Origin of the sequence: Serpentinicella alkaliphila (assembly GCF_018141405.1) — a bacterium.
GTDB classification, from domain to species: Bacteria; Bacillota; Clostridia; order Peptostreptococcales; family Natronincolaceae; genus Serpentinicella; species Serpentinicella alkaliphila.
In genome coordinates, this window is the sequence record NZ_CP058648.1 from 1,093,357 (window position 1) to 1,112,071 (window position 18,715).

Genomic DNA, 18,715 nt, shown 5'->3' on the forward strand with positions numbered 1-18,715 from the left:
TTACCAATACAGTTTAGATCTGATGACTCTTATATAAGGTGTGATTTAAATATGAAAGATCAGGATTATATGTTCAAAAACTATAAAATACTTGGAAATACTTTTAAGGAGCAAAACCAATTACATAAAGCCTTAGATTTTTTCAATAAGGCATATAATTGTAGAGGTGGAGACAATGATAATGAATTATTGCTAGATATGGGCTTAATTTATGATGAACTGGAGGATTACACATCTGCTGAAAAAAAATATCTTGAGGTTATTGAAAATAACCCGGAGGATGCGAGAGGTTATTATAGTTTAGGTATGACTTATGATAATCAAAAAGACTATTTAAGAGCAATTAGCTATTACAAAAAAGCTATCGAGATTGATCCTCTATATGATAAAGCATACTTTTTTATTGCTAATGCTTATGATGAAATGGGTAATAAAAGAAAGGCTGTTGAATATTACAACAAAACTGCAGAGGTAAATCCTCTCTATTTTTGGGCTTATGTAAATTCTGGATGTATTTATGAGGAATTAGATGAAAATGAGAAAGCACTTATGATGATGGAGAGGGCATTGAGTATAGAGAGTAATAATTATAAGGCTTTATTTAATATGGGGGTAATACTAAACAAGCTGGGAAAAACTGAAGAGAGTATTAATTATTATAAGGAGGCAATAAATGTAAATCCGAATTTTGCATTTAGTTTTTTGAACTTAGCAATTATATTAAAAGAAAAGAAAGAATATGAAGAGGCTGTGAAAGTTTTAGATAAAGGAATAAGCTATAATGCCAATGTATCCGTTTTATACTATAATAGAGCTTGTATTTTAGTGCATCTAGATAAAATAGAGAATGCACTTGAGGATATTAAAATGGCACTTCTATTAAATCCTGGACTTAAGCAATACACTAAATTAGATGAAGAGTTAAAGGTGCTTGAGGGTATAGAGGAATTCACTGATTTATTTCACTAAAATAATTATTATTTAAGAAAGTTCAGTGATTTCTCCACATACCTCCATACCACAATTAGTTCCAAATCCTTCTTCTAACAAAATGCCATCGAAAGAATAAAGTCTGAAGAATACAGTTGAGGAAATACTTTCAATAATATCACGAGTCATTAAGCCATTTACAGGGGCTTTTAGCTTACCACCTATGTTTAGCTCTCCACATACCAAAAGTTTATACCTGAAATCTTTAAGGAGTATTTTTATTTTATTATTCTCCCAGTTTAATAATTCAATTTTAGCTCCAGTATGGGTAGCAAAGGTATAAAACTTCTTATTTACTTTTAAAAAGGAAATAAATCCAACAAAAGAAAAACTCATTAAAGGAATTCTAGCAATTGAAAACATTAAAGAAATAGGTTTTTCAACAAAGTGATTACATTGAATCCAAATCCATGATTTTGGGAAGGATTTTCCCCAATTTTTTTCAATATATCCATAGCCATCTGAAAAATTAACGTCATTAGAATTTACTTTTAAAGTTCCATTAATTTCGTGATGAATGTTGACTATACCATGATAGCACTCCATAAAAGGTATAAAGGAAAAGGGGCCCATAATACCTGGTGAAAAAAGTTTTTTAGGAAATTTAACTATATTTTCAAAGCTTAAACTTCCATTTACCTCAATATCCTTATTTTTTAGATTGAGTTCTATATATTCAGGGCTAAAATAATTTCTATCAATAATAACTTCAAACTTATCATTTGAATACTTATATTTGGAAATGTGATATGTAAAATAATAGCTTTCGTTATTTATACCATTTATTAATTGTATAAAACAATGTCCATCTCCATCTTTGTCTAATGAAATTCCAGGAATTATAGCCCATACATGATTATGACAACTGCTAATTAATTTAATATACCATCCTTCAAAATAGTTCTTTTTATGAAGATTTCCTTGGAATATTTCTGGGTTAAATAGCTTATATAAACTAGGCATTATAAATCTCCCTCTTTTTTTGTTTTTCTAATTACTCTCATCTTCAAAATCATCAATTATTAAGGTGTCTAATGGGTCTATAGCTGGGCCTTCTATTACCTCACCTCTATAGGTAAATCTAGAACCATGGCAAGGACAGTCCCATGATTTTTCTGCATCATTCCATTGAACCTCACAGCCTAAATGGGAACAAGTCGTATCTACAAAGTGTAGCTCTCCATTACTATCACGGAAAACTCCCACTCTTTTATCATGAATCTCTACAACCTTACCTTCACCCTCTTGAACTGAAATATTGTTAGCAGGAGACTGAAGTTTACCTAAGATAAAGTGTTTTGCTACATCTAAATTTTCTTTTAAATAGTTTCTTATAGAAGCACCTGGATTAAATCTTGTTGGATCATATACTTCTGACCAGGGGCTCTGCCCTTTTGTAATCAAGTCTTTTAATATTAATGCGGACACAGTACTATTAGTCATGCCCCACTTTCCGAAGCCTGTTGCGACAAATATATTGGGTGTTGTAGAAGTTAATTTACCAATATAGGGCACGTTATCTACAGTGGAGCAATCTTGAGCAGACCATTTATAGGGGATTGATTCAATATTGTAGATGCCCTCAACAAAAGTTTTTAGGTTATCGTAATGCTTAGAGGGAGCCTCTCCCTGTCCAGTCTTATGATGCTCACCACCAATTAAAACTAATTTCCCTTCTTCAAAGGGCTGAGATCTTAAGGAACGGGTTGGTTTCTCGGCACTAATATACATACCTTCTGGAAACTCTTCTTTTATTTTTACACCTAGAATATAGGATCTTTCTTGATATATTCTCGTAAAGTATAAACCTGGATTATCGTAAAACGGGTAGTGTGAAGCTACTATAACATATTTAGCTTTGACTTTATAATCTGAGTCAGTCATTATCTCCAAAGGAGTATCCTCTACTATATCAATGGCTTTAGTATTTTCAAAAATATAGCTACCTTGACCCGGAATTTGTTTTGCAAGACTTAATAAGTATTTACGAGGGTGAAATTGAGCCTGATTTTTAAACTCAATAGCCCCTTTTACCGTAAAGGGTAGGGGAATTTCCTCTCTATAAGTAGCTTCTATACCTAGGCTAATGGCTGCTTCTACCTCATCTTGAATTTTTTCAACATAATCTTCAGATCGTGTATATACGTAGGCTGATTGCCAGCTAAAATCACAGTCAATGTCGTTGTCACTAACTATAGTGGAAATAGTTTTGATAGCTTGCTCATTTGCATCTGCATATAATTTTGCCCTTTCTTCACCAAAAGTGCTAATTAAGTCAGCATATATTAAACCATGTTGAGAGGTTATTTTTGCTGTAGTATTCCCGGTTGTACCGAGTATTATTTTATCTGCTTCTAAAACTGCCACAGATAGGCCTTCTTGTTTAAGTAAATACGCAGTTGTAATTCCGACCATTCCACCGCCAACGATAGCAACATCTACTGTGATATTTTCGTTCAAGGATGGGTAATCCGTTTCTGGTGTAGAATCAATCCAATATGAGTTTGAATGCATATTGCAAATGTCTATATTATTCATGAATTAAAACCTCCAAAGTTAATTATTAGTTTATTAAATATATGATTGGCGAATTGAAATAAAAATATCCTATACTTTTTCAATATTTTAAATGGTTAGAGGATAATTATAAGGTTAAATAAGCTAGAGAAAGCTTACATAAATTGGACCTATGATTAAAAAAATTATTTTTGTATAATGTTGATAAACAATAAACCAATGAAAAATAAAGGGTAGGCTGATATGAAAATAACAAAAACTCAAAAATTGTATATATCAACATTTTGTATAATAATCGGCGCTATTATGCCAGTAACAGCTATTGTGAGAATGGAACCGTTACATATTGACGCTGTTAGTATTCTTAAATCCAGTATGGACTATAAGCATTACGAGACATCAATTAGTAGTATTAACTTAAGAAGGCCAGAGATCTTTGAGGTAGCTGAAAAAGAGGAGATAAAAATAGAGTCTAAACAAATAAATAATAGTATTAATACAACGGAAAACAGACCTAAAGAGCAAAACATAACAAATAGTCAGAAAGAGACAGTTATAGAAAGGGAAACTATCCCTAAAGTACAAAAGGAATTGAATTTGTCAGGCTATTTGAATTCTTACGTTTTAGATATAATAAAAACATATGGGAAAACACCGTATTTACTAAATAATGATTATGAGAACTACAATGGAGTAACCACTACGCTTTACTATCAAGACCAAGTCCTACTAAAAGCCCATCCAAGTGGAAATAGGGCTAGTCACTGCTCCGGAATTACATTTGAAGTCTTTTTTAAGGCAATGCAAAGAAGAAATCAGCAGCTTGGCATACCAAAGGACGACATTAATGGGATGAATTGGGACCAGATGTTTGATTTTATACTGCATTGGTACGCAGCTCAAGGTCCAAAACCACAAAGTAATATTACTGTTGCACTTGAAAAGTATGGACTAGGGGTAGGGATAAAAGATTTAGAGGATGCACGAGCAGGGGATTTTATTGATATAAGTAGAGAAAACAGTACAGGACATACTGGGGTATTTTTAAATTGGGTTAGAGAAGGAGATAAAGTTGTAGGAGTAAGGTATTGGTCTAGTCAAGGAACAACCCATGGAATATCAAATAATACAGAGTATTTTAATGTTCGAAGAGCAGATGGCAGAAAGTACGGTAATGTAATAATAAACAGGGTATATATAGGAAGAGTTTTACCAGTAGGTCAATATAAGAAATAATTCTTGTTTAAAATTCATATCATTACCTGGAAATGAAATAGATTTTTCCAAAAAATTTGCTTATTTTCCCTAAATAGTTTGACAAAGTATGAATAAGATGTTATATTTAATGTATAAAATGATAATCATTATCATTTGTACATAGATTTTGTTACATAAAGGGGAATGGGTATGAAGGCTTTATTAGTGGGAGCAGATAAATTAGGGAATATTCCAAATACATTAATGAACTACGGTGTGCAGGATTATATTCACTGGGACGGAAGAAAAAAGAAGATGAGAAGTTTGGATATTCCTGCAGAGGTAGGCATGGTAGTTGTCTTTTATGACTTTATAGAGCACAATATAACTAAAATTATAAAGGAAAAGGCTAAACAAAAAGATATTCCTTGTATATTTAGTAAAAGATCAATTAGTGATATAGCTGTTCAAATGGAAAAGTGTACTAACTGTAATCTGTGCAAGAACTAAACAAAAAAAGAAAAATCAGCATTAGCTGATTTTTTTAATGTTATTAAAATTTGTTGAAAAAGTCTTTAAAACTCTTATCTTCATCAGAACTTCCTGCACCAAAATAATTAACAGAAGGCATTATTTCTTTATATGTGATGTTATTAACACCTTTATTTTGTTTTTTTGAATTCTCATTAAATGTTTGTAGATTGATTTTGTGTAACTTTTCCATTGAATTTTCTTTATTTTTCAAACTAAGCACCTCCATAAAAGTAAAAATAATAAGTTTTTATAATTACTAATTATAGCACGGGAAAATACTATAATCAATATAATTATCTAAAAAATTGAAAAATTCTGAAAATTTTATTATTATACCTAATATGGTAGAATTAAACAGATATTATTTCAAATTTACTTGATGGGAATAGTGTATTCATAATATATGAGAACATAATAGGATTGCTTTCAGAAAATACAAAAAATGGGGCTGGGTGGTAGAAGTATGATTAAGTTGATCAGGGTTAGAAAATTATATAAAAGTACTGAGGCCGTAAAGGGAATTGATATGGAAATAAGGGAAGGGGAAATACTTGGTTTGCTTGGACCAAATGGGGCAGGAAAATCAACTACAATTTCTATTATATCAACCTTGTTCCCACCGACGGAGGGACAAGTCATCTTTGAGGGGCAGGATATAGTCAAAAATCCTAAAGCTATTAGAAGGTTATTGGGTATGGTACCTCAGGAGATAGCCTTATATCCTGAATTATCTGCTTATGAGAATCTTAAGTTTTTCGGAAAGTTATACGGGTTAAATGGGGCAGAGCTGGAATCGAAAATAGATGAAGTTTTAAATATTATAGGGATGAGTGAAAAGGCAAAAACTCCAGTTAAAACATATTCCGGGGGAATGAAAAGAAGGGTTAATATAGGCTGTGCTTTGCTTCATAATCCTAAAATATTAATAATGGATGAGCCGACAGTCGGAATAGATACTCAATCAAGAACTTATATTTTAGAGACTGTTAAAAAGCTCAATAGGGAAGGTATGACTATAGTTTATACAAGTCACTATATGGATGAAGTCGAGTACTTATGTGATAGAATATATATTATGGATGATGGACACATAATAGCTCAAGGTACAAAGGAAGAGTTAAAAGCAAGCATGACTAAGGAGAATACAATCATAATAAATTTTGAATATATTAATAATAATTTAGTTGATGCTATTAAAAGTATGCAGGATGTTAAGTCTTTAATAGTTGAAGGGGACACAATAAAGGTTACTTGTGAAAAAAACTCTAACTTACTCCAAAAAACTTTACTAATAGCTCAAGATTTAGACTGCGTAATTACATCTTTTTTTGTAAAGGAGCCTACGTTAGAAGACGTGTTCCTAAGTAAGACGGGAAGAACTTTGAGGGATTAAAGTTTAAAGTAAGAAAGATTAAATATTAATGTATATGAAACTTTTTTTGGGGGATTATTAACATAAAGATGAAATATTTTGACATACATTTATGGAAGTAATATAATATCAATAGCAAATACTAGCTTTTCGTTGCAGTGTGACGAAAGGTTTTTTTCATTAAAAAGGAGGTAAGAGCATGAAAGCAACATTGATAAGAGAAATCTTTAAGGATACTGCTTCTTATGAAAATCAACAAATAAAAGTACAAGGCTGGATTAGAACTGTAAGAGCATCTAAAGCTTTTGGTTTTATTGAATTAAATGACGGGAGTTTTTTCAAAAATGTTCAAGTTGTTTTTGAAGAGAATTTGAGTAACTTTAAAGAAATATCTAAATTATCTATTAGTACTGCAATTACAGTCGTAGGAGAATTAGTAATTACACCAAATTCAAAGCAACCCTTTGAAATTAAAGCTGTAGAGATAAATGTAGATGCCTTAGCTGATTTAGATTATCCTTTACAAAAGAAAAGACATTCATTTGAATTTTTAAGAGAAATTGCACATCTAAGACCTAGAAGCAATACATTTTCAGCAGTTTTTAGAGTACGTTCTATTGCTGCTTATGCTGTCCATAGGTTTTTCCAAGAAAAAGGTTTTGTATATGTACATACACCAATCATCACTACTAGTGACTGCGAGGGCGCTGGTGAAATGTTTAGGGTTTCAACGTTAGATTTTCATAATATGCCTTTAAACGAAGAAAAAAATATTGATTTTACAAAAGACTTCTTCGGAAAAGAGACAAGTTTGACAGTTAGCGGACAGTTAAATGTGGAAGCCTATGCAATGGCGTTTAGAAATGTTTATACCTTTGGACCAACCTTTAGAGCAGAGAATTCTAATACTGCAAGACATGCAGCTGAGTTTTGGATGATTGAACCAGAAATCTCCTTTGCTGATTTACAGGATGATATGGAATTAGCAGAAGAAATGCTAAAATATATTATTAATTATGTTTTAGAAAATGCACCTGATGAAATAGAGTTCTTTAATAACTTTGTTGATAAAGGTCTTAAAGAGCGTCTAAATCTTGTAGTGAATTCTGAATTTGGAAAAGTTACTTATACAGAGGCAATAGATATACTTAAAAACTCTGGCGAACAGTTTGAATACCCAGTTGAGTGGGGAAGTGATCTTCAAACAGAGCATGAAAGATATTTAACAGAGAAAGCATTTAAGAAGCCTTTATTTGTTACAGATTATCCAAAAGATATTAAAGCATTTTATATGAAATTAAATGATGACAATAAAACCGTTGCGGCTATGGACTTATTAGTTCCAGGTGTAGGTGAAATAATAGGTGGTAGTCAAAGAGAAGATAGATTAGACATATTAGAGGAAAGAATGACTGCCATGGGATTAAGTAAAGAAGACTATTGGTGGTATTTAGATCTAAGAAAATATGGAGGAGTTAAACATGCAGGCTTCGGACTTGGGTTTGAGAGAGCGATTATGTACATGACAGGAATTACTAATATAAGAGATGTAATATCTTATCCTAGAACCCCAAAAACTGCAGAGTTTTAACTTGATGGCTCAGTTTATTATAATGAACTGGGCTTTTAATTTTCTATAGTATAAAGACCTGCTTCTATAGGAGCATGAATAATTTACTAGAAAGCTAAAATGTGGTATAATGTCAAAGCGTATTTCTTTTATATTAAATGGGAATAGGGAGAGAAGTAAGAGATAAATGATTAGAGAAAAGGCTAATTTCATTAATAAAATAGCTGAAGAACAAAAGTTAAGTCGTGATGATACAGAAGTGATTCTATTTGGATACAATTTATTAGTTAACAGTATTCTCGGCTTTGTTTCAATCTTGGGAGTAGCCTATATTTTAGGCATATTTCTAACGGTTTTAGTAGCTACGATAACTGCAGCATTTTTTCGGGCTTTTACTGGGGGGGCACATGCAAACAGCCCTACTAAGTGTATCCTATTTGGAGCCTGCATTTTTAATTTACTAGGTTTAATAACTGTTCATTTAAACAATGCTATTTCAAATACAAATTACATAGGAACATTGTTTATTATGGTGATTAGCATTGCGGTCATTAGTTTTTACTTATATGCACCGGCAGATGCACCGGGAAAACCTATAACTGCCAAGGTACATAGAAAAAAATTGAAGACATTAGCATTTATTTCTCTTTTAATTTGGGGTATCTTTATGATGGTTTGCTTTAGGGGAGCGACCATGCCACAGCAGCTTGTTTTAGCCAGTTGCTTAGGTTTGATTTGGCAAAGTGTATCACTATGGCCAATAACTTATATGTTATTTGGGCACAAATAAAGTTTAGGGGGAATACCAATGAAAAAGAAATTAGTTTCTTTATTTGTAACTCTATTGACTTTTTTAGCTCTAACTAATGTGGCAGCAGCATCAACTATAACGTTTTATCAACCAGAATTACCAAACAAGTTTAAAAAATAATAATCAGTTTTAGGAGGAATATTGTGATTTTCTTAAGCAACTTTATACATGCATGGTTTTTTTGTCTTGCTCCCTTAAGTTTTTTAAACTATAGGCCTGAAAGAAGGCAACATTTGATTTTCACATTAATTTATGGCTGTTCAGTATATCTTTCTAGAAGAATATATGAATTTTTACCTGTACCATTTGGTACCCATACATTTATTTTAATATTAATTAGCATAATACTATTTACATACTTGTGTAAAATATCAGCTAAGCAGAGTATTATTATGACAGTAATTGTATTTATAGTATTAATACTTGCAGATGGTATGATCAGCTTACCGGTTATGAATTTACTAAATATAACGATGAAATCATATGAGGAAAACATTCTACACAGGGCGATAGCTTTAGGCTTAGGCATTGTTCCTTTAGTAACAATGGTTTTAGTAGGTAGACTTATTAACATGAAAAAGGTATTGTTAAGAGCTTAGTTAAGAATAAAATAGGATGTGAATGCTATTGAAAAAAATAACCAAATGGCTGAAAAGTTTTACTACATTAGAAGTTTATATATTAATATTGCTATCGCAAATATTTATTTCTCTTTTAGCAGTAATGCATTACTGTTATAGAGAACTTGGACTTTATGTAGATTACTATGAAACTATTCCTTCAAGTTACTTGGTTATTTCACTTTTATTATTAAGCGGTTCAATAGGAGGCCTAGGTCTTTATTGGTTTAAAGAGATGAATTCAATAGCTGAGCAGGAAAAGACATATGAACTTCAGGATATAAAACTACGTCAAATGCAAGAAGCTAATGATCTACTTAGCTCACAAAAGCACGATTTTTTAAACAGTCTACAAGTTATTTGGGGATTAGCGTTAATTAATGATCGGGATAAGGCCGTAAGTTATATTCAGAAACTTACCAATGATTTGAAAACTGATAAGATAGAAATTTCAGAAATTAATAAAGAGGAGCATCCATACTTATATACTCTATTAATAAATAAACTTCATAAATGTAAGGACTCAAATATTGATATGGAATTGAATTTATATGACTTACAACGTTTAAGTGCTATCAACCCCATAGATTTAGTGAACATCTTTGGAAATTTAATTGATAATGCAATTTACGAAGTAAAAAAACTACCAGTGGAATATAGGAAAATTTGTATCGATATATACGAGGAATATGAGGATATAAACATTGAAATTTTTAACAAAGGGCCCAAAATAGAGCGACATATTATGGATAAAATGTTTCAGAGGGGATTCACAACTAAGGGTGAGGAAGGCACAGGGATTGGTCTATATAATGTCAAAAATATTGTTGAGAAATACGGTGGATCTATAGAGGTTGTTAGCGATGAGGAATACGGTACAAACTTTATAATTAGATTCAAAAATGTAAACCTTATGTACACAGAAAGTAACTAAAGCGTTTACAAAAAGTCAATTGAATGAAAGTTGACTTTTTTTTATACACTTTTAGGAAATATTTAACGTGCTTAATTTTATAACTTTGTGTTATAATTATGTTGCATATTTAGTATCTAATTATATTAGATTACTGAACAAGTGTAAAACCTAATGATTTCAGTACTTATACGTATATAGCCCTATAATTGTAGACAACACAGGGATATCTAATATTAAAAAATAATTGCAATTTTCAAACTAAATCGTTTATAATGGGATGTATATGAAATGTTATTTATTTTGGCATTACATTAACGTGTAAGTACCAAGATTGTTTGTTCTGTCTAAATTTGAGATAGAAATATCCACTAATTTAAAAAATAAGGGGGAAATACACATGGCAAGAAAGATGAAGACTATGGATGGTAACTGCGCTGCAGCACACGTAGCTTACGCATTCACAGATGTAGCTGCTATCTATCCGATTACTCCGTCATCAAATATGGCAGAGTACGTTGATGAGTGGAGCTCTTATGGTCAAAAAAATATGTTTGGTCAAGAAGTTAAAGTAGTTGAGATGCAATCAGAGGCTGGAGCAGCTGGTGCAGTTCATGGTTCTTTAGCTGTTGGTGCTTTAACTACAACGTTTACTGCATCTCAAGGTTTACTATTAATGATTCCTAACATGTACAAAATTGCTGGGGAATTATTACCTGGAGTATTCCACGTAAGTGCTAGAGCATTAGCTGGACATGCTTTATCAATTTTCGGAGATCACTCTGACGTTATGGCTGCAAGACAAACTGGATGCGCTATGCTTGCATCTGGAAGTGTTCAAGAAGTTATGGACTTAGCTGGGGTTGCTCATTTAGCAACTATTAAAGGAAGAGTACCTTTCGTTCACTTCTTTGATGGATTCAGAACTTCTCACGAAGTACAAAAAATTGAAGTTATCGAATACGATGAGTTTGAAAAATTAGTTGATTGGGATGCTGTTAGAGCATTTAGAAATAATGCATTAAATCCAGAGCACCCAGTATTAAGAGGAACAGCTCAAAATCCAGATATCTTCTTCCAAGCTAAAGAAGCATCAAACAGATTCTACGATGCTTTACCAGATATCGTAAATGATTATATGCAAGAAATTAACAAGTTAAGAGGAACTGATTACAAACCATTTAACTACTATGGTGCACCAGATGCAGAAAACATCATCATTGCCATGGGTTCAGTTACAGATGCAATTGAAGAAACAATTGACTACTTAGCAAAAAAAGGAGAAAAAGTAGGGGTTCTTAAAGTTCACCTTTACAGACCATTCTCTGAAAAATACTTCTTTGATGTATTACCACAAACAGTAAAAAGAATTACTGTTTTAGATAGATGTAAAGAGCCAGGTTCTTTAGGAGAGCCATTATTAGAAGATATCAAAACTATGTTCTACGATAAAGATGTTAGACCAATGATTATTGGTGGTAGATTTGGATTAGGATCAAAAGATACTACTCCAGCTCAAATCAAAGCTGTTTATGATAACTTAAAAGCTGAGACTCCTAAAAAAGGATTCACAGTTGGTATCGTAGATGACGTAACTAACACTTCAATCGAAGTTACAGATAAAATTTCTGCAGCACCAGAAGGTACAATTAGATGTAAATTCTGGGGATTAGGTTCAGACGGAACTGTTGGAGCAAACAAAAGTGCTATCAAAATTATCGGAGATAACACTGATATGTATGCTCAAGCATATTTCTCATATGACTCTAAAAAATCTGGTGGGGTTACTATTTCTCACTTAAGATTTGGAAAACAACCAATTAAATCAACTTATTTAATTGATGAGGCTGACTTTATTGCCTGTCACAATCAATCATATGTTAACCAATATGATTTATTAAAAGGATTAAAACCAGGTGGTACTTTCTTACTAAACTGTATGTGGTCACAAGAAGAGTTAGATGCAAAGTTACCAGCTAAAATGAAAAAATACCTTGCAGATAACAACATCAACTTCTACACAATCAATGCTACTGATATCGCAGTAGAATTAGGATTAGGTGGAAAAATCAATATGATTATGGAAGCTTCTTTCTTTAAATTAGCTGACGTAATTGCATTAGAAGATGCTGTAAGACTTATGAAAGAGTCTATCGTAGATGACTACGGAATGAAAGGTTCAAAAGTTGTTGAAATGAACAACGCTGCTGTAGACCGTGGAATCGAATCTTTAGTAAAAGTTGACGTTCCTGCTACTTGGGGAAGTGTTGCTATTGAAGAAGCTGCTGCTACTGCAGAAGAGCCAGCATTTATCACTAACATCTTAAGACCAATGAATGCTCAAGCTGGAGATGCTCTACCAGTAAGTACTTTCGTTGGAGTAGAAGATGGTACATTCCCTCTTGAAACTTCAAGATACGAAAAAAGATGTATCGGAGTTACAGTACCAGAGTGGATTGCAGAAAATTGTATACAATGTAACCAATGTTCATTCGTATGTCCACATGCTGCAATTAGACCATTCTTATTAAATGAAGAAGAAATGAGCAAAGCACCAGAAGGATTTAACACCTTAAAACCTGTTGGTAAAGAGTTCGAAGGATTACAATATAGATTACAAGTTAGCCCACTTGACTGTACAGGTTGTGGAAACTGCGTTGACATCTGTCCATCTAAAAACAAAGCAATTGTTATGATGCCAGTTGAGCCACAAGTTGAAGCACAAAAAGAAAACTGGGATTTCGCAGTAACTATCGAGGATAAATCTTATTTAACAAATATTGAAACAGTTAAAGGAAGCCAATTTGCTCAACCATTATTTGAGTTCTCAGGAGCTTGTGCAGGTTGTGGAGAGACTCCTTATGTAAAACTTATTACTCAATTATTTGGAGATAGAATGGTAATTGGTAATGCAACTGGATGTTCTTCTATCTACGGAGGAAGTGCTCCATCAGTACCATACTGTACAAATAAAGAAGGCAAAGGTCCAGCTTGGGCAAACTCATTATTCGAAGACAATGCTGAATTCGGATATGGTATGTTCTTAGGAAACGCTCAAATTAGAGACAGAATTGCTAACTATATGAATCAAGCATTAGAAATGAATATATCTGCAGAGTTAAAAGAAGCTTTCCAAGCATGGTTAGCTGGTAAAGACGATGCAAAAGCTTCTAAAGCTGCAACAGCTACAATGTTACCTCTTCTTAAAAAAGAAGCTGCAGACAATAAAGTAGTTGCTGATATCTTAGATTTAAAAGACTTCTTCATTAAACAATCTACTTGGGTATTTGGTGGAGACGGTTGGGCATATGACATCGGATTCGGTGGTTTAGACCATGTTATCGCATCTGGTGAAGACGTAAACATTTTAGTTATGGATACTGAGGTTTACTCAAATACTGGAGGACAATCTTCTAAAGCATCTCCAACAGCTGCAATTGCTAAATTTGCTACTGCTGGTAAGAAAACTAAGAAGAAAGACCTAGGTATGATTGCAATGAGCTACGGATATGTTTATGTTGCTCAAATAGCTATGGGAGCTGACAAAAACCAAGCACTTAAAGCTATTAAAGAAGCAGAAGCTTATAACGGACCATCTGTAATTATTGCATACTCACCATGTATCGCTCATGGTATCCAAGCTGGTATGGGTAAAACTCAAGAGCAAGCTAGAAGAGCTGTTGAAACAGGATACTGGCATTTATACAGATACAATCCTGAGTTAAAAGATCAAGGTAAAAATCCATTTATCTTAGACTCAAAAGAGCCAACTGCATCATTCAGAGACTTCTTAATGAGTGAGGTACGTTACAAATCATTAACTAAGTCATTCCCTGAAATAGCTGAGAAGTTATTTGAGAAAAATGAGCAAGAAGCTAAAGAAAGATACGAAGGTTACAAAAGATTGGCACAATTATAATAATACTTGAATAATATATTAAGAGACGGAGAGTTTTCCGTCTCTTTTTTTCAATTAAATAACACTTAAGAGGGGCATAATATTTGCATTAGCAAATTTTAAGAGGTGATTTTAATGTTAGGACTAACCTTAGAGGGCGGTGGAGCCAGAGGATCATATCAAATTGGAGCATGGAAGGCATTCAGGGAAATAGGAATTGAGTTTGATGGAATTACTGGTACATCTGTGGGGGCCTTGAATGGTGCATTAATGGTACAGGATGACTATGATCTGGCCTATGAGCTATGGTACAATATGGAGCCCTACAGGATTCTTAATGTTGATGATAGAATTTATGAAGTACTAGATGATGATAGGATAAGCTCTAAGGAACTAAATATTATTTATAAGCAAATAGTAAAAGTTGTTAAAGGAATTGGTTTAGATAGTAAACCTCTTCAACTCCTTGTGAATAAATGTCTTAAGGAGGCCATTATACGTAACTCTCATATGGATTTTGGCTTTGTTACTGTATGTCTAACAGATTTAAAGCCCCTTAAATTATATAAAGAAAATGTACCAATAGGTAAAATGGGTGATTATTTACTTGCTTCTTCATGTTTACCTATATTTAGATCAAAGGAGTATGATGGAAAAAAATTTTTAGATGGGGCCTTCTATAATAATCTTCCTGTGGATATGTTGTATGAAAAAGGGTATAAAGAAGTTATAGCTCTAAGATTAAATAGTCAGGGTATAATTAAAAAGAACTGTTTTAAGGAATTAAATTTAACATTTATAAAGCCATACCAAGATTTGGGCAAGATATTAGATTTTTCTAGGGAACGGGCCCGTAGAAACCTCCAACTAGGATATTATGACACGTTAAAACACTTCAAGAATCTCAAAGGAAAAGAATATTATATTTTAGGAGACATTAGTGATGAAAAGGCATTTAAATTTTTTATGTCCCTAAGCAATGAAAGTATAATAATGCTTGGTAATTTATTTAATATACCTCAATATATGTCCTTAACAAGAGCCTTATTAGAGGGCATAATACCCAAGCTATTTAACCTTTTAGATTTAGACGAACAATCGAGGTATAGTGATCTATTTTTTGCTATACTGGAGCAAATGGCCTTAAGAAAGAAAATCAATCCTTTTCATATATATACAATTGATATGCTAGTTGAAAATATTGAAAGGTATAATAGTGGGGATAGAACAAAGCCAAAAAAATATAAATCTGAAATATTTCCAAATAAAAAAGTGTTAATAAAAAGGTCTGTAGATATTATTTTATTAAATGAACCGTACATTCATATATAATCGGGTGGTGGTATTAGTGAATGCTTTTAGCTCTTTTACATGGCTATTTACAATAGTTGTAATATTCGTAAGTATTTTAATTGTTCTAGATAATCGAAACTCCTCCAGAACAGTAGCTTGGTTATTAATATTAATTTTTGTGCCGGTTCTAGGACTATTCCTATATTTATATATTGGGCAAAATCATAGAAAGAAGAAAACTTTTAAAATTAAGCAGAAACAGGATTACAGAATATTAAAGAATTTATTAGGAGCGCAAGTATTCTTTCTAAAATATGTTGATTATCTTAACAGTGGAGATGGAAGTGTAAAAGAGAAGGTAATCCCATTACTTATAAATAATGCTGATTCTCCTATCACAACAAATAATGATGTAAAGATATTACTAAATGGTGATGAAACATTTAAGGAAATTATTAGAGCAATAAAGTGTGCAAAGCATCATATACATATGGAGTACTTTATAATAAAGGACAGTGATATTGGGAGAAGGATTCAAACGCATCTTATTAAGAAAGCTAAGGAAGGGGTAGAGGTTAGACTTATCTATGATGCAGTAGGATCATGGGAGCTTAACAAAGATTTCTTTAAACCGATGATAGAGGTTGGAATTAAAGTTAAGGCGTTTTTGCCTGTTACTCTTCCTTTCTTCGGTAGTCGTTTGAATTATAGGAATCACAGAAAAGTATTAGTAGTAGATGGTAAGATAGGTTTTTTAGGGGGTCTAAATGTAGGAGATGAATACTTAGGAAAAGAAAAAAAGTTTGGTTTTTGGAGAGACACACATCTAAAAATTACTGGAGAGGCCATATATGTCTTGCAAGTAATATTTCTTAGGGATTGGTTTTTCGTAAGTAAGGAAGAATTGGAAAGCAAAGAGTATTTTCCAAGTCAAGGTTATTGCGGGATAACACCAGTACAAATAACTGCTAGTGGACCGGATGTTTATTGGCAATCAATACACCAAGGTATTTTTACTGCTATAAGCTCTGCAAATAAGTGCATATATATAACTACACCATATTTAGTTCCAGACGAATCAATATTACTTGCCTTAAAAACCGCTGCATTAAGAGGCGTAGATGTTAGAGTTTTAATGCCTCATAAGCCGGATCATAGGACAGTTTTCTGTGCATCTAAATCATATTACATGGAATTACTAGAAACAGGAGTTAAAATATATCAGTATAAGAAAGGATTTATTCATAGTAAAACAATTGTCATAGATGATGATTTTACGACAATAGGTACAACTAATATAGATATTAGAAGTTTTCAACTAAATTTTGAGGTTAATGCTTTCGTTTATAATAGTGAAATTAGTGCTGAGATGAAAAAACACTATTTTGAAGATTTAAAGGATAGTACTGAAATAACATTAGAAGAATTAAGCAAGAGATCAGTTTTTGATAGAATGAAGGAATCTTTAGCAAGGTTATTCTCACCAATACTTTAATCGGTAATATAAGTAAAAGTGGACAAATGTCAGTTCAAATGTCCACTTTTTAAGTCTTATTTTAATAAAGATTTGGCTTTTTCTATTTGTCTTCTAACTTCGCTTCTAGCTGTACCACCGTAAGTAGATCGACGATCGACTGCAGATTCTGGAGTAAGAATATCGAAAATATCATTATCAAATATTTCATGATGATTTTTCCACTCTTCAATAGTTAAATTTTCTAAGTCTTTATTGTTTCTAATACAATATTGAACTAGGTTTCCAACGATATGATGAGTATCTCTAAAAGGTACTCCCTTTAGAACTAAGTATTCTGCTACGTCAGTAGCTAGTAAGAACCCCTTATTTAAATGTTTTTTCACTTCCTCTTCTTTAACTTGTATTTCCGAAATTAATGGAGTTAGAACATCTAAAATAATATTTACTGTTTCGATTGAATGAAAAACAGGACGTTTGTCCTCTTGGAGATCTCTATTATATGTTAAGGGTAATCCCTTCATATTAACCATCAAATCGTAAAGGCTACTCAAAATACCACTGGTTTTCCCACGGGCAATTTCTAAGGCATCAGGGTTTTTCTTGTTTGGCATCATACTAGAACCAGTACAAAATGCATCAGGAAGTTCTATAAAGTTGAACTCTGAAGTTCCCCAAATAATTAAATCTTCGCACAGTCGGCTAGTGTGTAAAGCAAAGGTAGATGCAGCAAATAGAAACTCTAATAAATAATCCCTATCTGAAACTGTGTCTAAACTGTTTTCAGTTATAAAGGCGAAGTTTAGTTCATTTTTTGTAAATTCTCTATCTATAGGCAAGGTAGAACCTGCTAAGGCTCCAGCGCCTAAAGGACTAAAGTTAGTAGTTTCATAGGCAGATGTAAACCTTTTTAAATCCCTATTGAATTTCCAAAAATATGCCATCCAATAATGGCCTAAAGAGATGGGTTGTGCATGCTGTAAGTGAGTAAAACCAGGAACAATGATATCTACATCAGCATTTGCCTTCTCAATTAATATCTTTAGTAGGGCCGTCATCTTTTCTTGAATAAGCAAAATTGCATCCTTCATAAATAGTCTGTAGTCCGTTGCAACTTGATCATTTCTTGATCTGCCTGTATGTATTTTAGCTCCTAGAGGACCTAATTTTTCAATTAAACGAGCCTCTATATTCATATGTACATCTTCTAAAGCGATTTTAGGTATTAAAGTACCATCATGTATTTCCTTTTCAATTTCATCGAAGGCACTTAATATTTGCTCTAATTCTTGGGTTGTTAAAATTCCGATATGTGTTAACATTTTTGCCTGAGCTTTGTTTCCGATAATATCATGTTTATAGAAACGCCAGTCCATATCTATAGATTGACTAAATTGTTGCATAATTTCCGCTGGAGAGCTAGCAAATCTTCCACTCCAAAGGGCTTTATTTTCATTTTGATTGTTCATAACTTAATATTTCCTCCTTAGCATAAGACATTTAAATTCATTGATTATTATATACAA

16 protein-coding genes are annotated in these 18,715 nt (G+C 32.5%); 12 read left to right on the plus strand and 4 right to left on the minus strand.

Annotated features, from left to right (window positions below; all coding sequences use genetic code 11):
- Positions 1 to 51: 51 nt before the first annotated feature.
- On the plus strand, positions 52 to 969 hold the full coding sequence (locus HZR23_RS05545; protein WP_132847439.1) for a tetratricopeptide repeat protein: 918 nt from the start codon (positions 52 to 54) through the stop codon (positions 967 to 969).
- A 12-nt stretch (positions 970 to 981) separates the two neighbouring features.
- On the opposite strand, the gene HZR23_RS05550 is transcribed toward HZR23_RS05545, so the two are convergent.
- Both HZR23_RS05550 and HZR23_RS05555 read right to left on the minus strand, forming a co-directional pair.
- The gene (locus HZR23_RS05550; RefSeq protein WP_132847440.1) at positions 982 to 1,953 is read right to left on the minus strand and encodes a tocopherol cyclase family protein; all 972 of its coding nucleotides are present in this window, start codon (positions 1,951 to 1,953) and stop codon (positions 982 to 984) included.
- A gap of 27 nt (positions 1,954 to 1,980) precedes the next feature.
- Complete coding sequence (locus HZR23_RS05555) at positions 1,981 to 3,528, minus strand: FAD-dependent oxidoreductase (RefSeq protein WP_132847441.1); 1,548 nt, start codon at positions 3,526 to 3,528, stop codon at positions 1,981 to 1,983.
- 222 nt (positions 3,529 to 3,750) lie between these two features.
- On the opposite strand from HZR23_RS05555, the gene HZR23_RS05560 reads away from it, so the two are divergent.
- Both HZR23_RS05560 and HZR23_RS05565 read left to right on the plus strand, forming a co-directional pair.
- Positions 3,751 to 4,743 (plus strand): hypothetical protein, encoded by a 993-nt coding sequence (locus HZR23_RS05560; RefSeq protein ID WP_132847442.1) that lies wholly within the window; start codon positions 3,751 to 3,753, stop codon positions 4,741 to 4,743.
- A 171-nt stretch (positions 4,744 to 4,914) separates the two neighbouring features.
- Positions 4,915 to 5,214, plus strand: coding sequence for a DUF2325 domain-containing protein (locus HZR23_RS05565; protein WP_132847443.1), 300 nt, complete (start codon positions 4,915 to 4,917; stop codon positions 5,212 to 5,214).
- Positions 5,215 to 5,257: 43 nt separating this feature from the next.
- On the opposite strand, the gene HZR23_RS05570 is transcribed toward HZR23_RS05565, so the two are convergent.
- The gene (locus HZR23_RS05570) at positions 5,258 to 5,449 is read right to left on the minus strand and encodes a hypothetical protein (RefSeq protein ID WP_132847444.1); all 192 of its coding nucleotides are present in this window, start codon (positions 5,447 to 5,449) and stop codon (positions 5,258 to 5,260) included.
- A gap of 252 nt (positions 5,450 to 5,701) precedes the next feature.
- Here HZR23_RS05570 and HZR23_RS05575 point away from each other — a divergent pair, with 252 nt between their 5' ends.
- From HZR23_RS05575 to cls, 9 genes are all read left to right on the plus strand, one after another.
- Entirely contained in the window at positions 5,702 to 6,631 is a 930-nt protein-coding gene (locus tag HZR23_RS05575) for an ABC transporter ATP-binding protein (protein ID WP_132847445.1), read from the plus strand.
- A 178-nt stretch (positions 6,632 to 6,809) separates the two neighbouring features.
- Positions 6,810 to 8,201, plus strand: a complete 1,392-nt coding sequence (asnS, locus tag HZR23_RS05580) for an asparagine--tRNA ligase (RefSeq protein WP_132847446.1) — start codon at positions 6,810 to 6,812, stop codon at positions 8,199 to 8,201.
- A 166-nt stretch (positions 8,202 to 8,367) separates the two neighbouring features.
- Positions 8,368 to 8,970 carry an accessory gene regulator ArgB-like protein gene (locus HZR23_RS05585; protein ID WP_132847447.1) on the plus strand — a complete coding sequence of 201 codons (603 nt, stop codon included), beginning with the start codon at positions 8,368 to 8,370 and terminating at the stop codon, positions 8,968 to 8,970.
- An 18-nt stretch (positions 8,971 to 8,988) separates the two neighbouring features.
- Positions 8,989 to 9,111: a cyclic lactone autoinducer peptide gene (locus HZR23_RS05590; protein ID WP_132847448.1), complete on the plus strand. Its 123-nt coding sequence runs from the start codon at positions 8,989 to 8,991 to the stop codon at positions 9,109 to 9,111.
- A 23-nt stretch (positions 9,112 to 9,134) separates the two neighbouring features.
- Positions 9,135 to 9,590, plus strand: coding sequence for a hypothetical protein (locus tag HZR23_RS05595; protein ID WP_132847449.1), 456 nt, complete (start codon positions 9,135 to 9,137; stop codon positions 9,588 to 9,590).
- A gap of 28 nt (positions 9,591 to 9,618) precedes the next feature.
- Positions 9,619 to 10,545, plus strand: coding sequence for a sensor histidine kinase (locus HZR23_RS05600; protein ID WP_165913606.1), 927 nt, complete (start codon positions 9,619 to 9,621; stop codon positions 10,543 to 10,545).
- Positions 10,546 to 10,924: 379 nt separating this feature from the next.
- Positions 10,925 to 14,443 (plus strand): pyruvate:ferredoxin (flavodoxin) oxidoreductase, encoded by a 3,519-nt coding sequence (nifJ, locus tag HZR23_RS05605; RefSeq protein ID WP_132847451.1) that lies wholly within the window; start codon positions 10,925 to 10,927, stop codon positions 14,441 to 14,443.
- A 114-nt stretch (positions 14,444 to 14,557) separates the two neighbouring features.
- Positions 14,558 to 15,754 (plus strand): patatin-like phospholipase family protein, encoded by a 1,197-nt coding sequence (locus HZR23_RS05610; protein ID WP_132847452.1) that lies wholly within the window; start codon positions 14,558 to 14,560, stop codon positions 15,752 to 15,754.
- Between the two features lie 16 nt (positions 15,755 to 15,770).
- The gene (cls, locus tag HZR23_RS05615) at positions 15,771 to 17,210 is read left to right on the plus strand and encodes a cardiolipin synthase (RefSeq protein ID WP_132847453.1); all 1,440 of its coding nucleotides are present in this window, start codon (positions 15,771 to 15,773) and stop codon (positions 17,208 to 17,210) included.
- Between the two features lie 56 nt (positions 17,211 to 17,266).
- Here the strand turns inward: cls and argH are convergent, their stop codons facing one another.
- Positions 17,267 to 18,658 (minus strand): argininosuccinate lyase, encoded by a 1,392-nt coding sequence (argH, locus tag HZR23_RS05620; RefSeq protein WP_132847454.1) that lies wholly within the window; start codon positions 18,656 to 18,658, stop codon positions 17,267 to 17,269.
- Between the last annotated feature and the right edge of the window lie 57 nt (positions 18,659 to 18,715).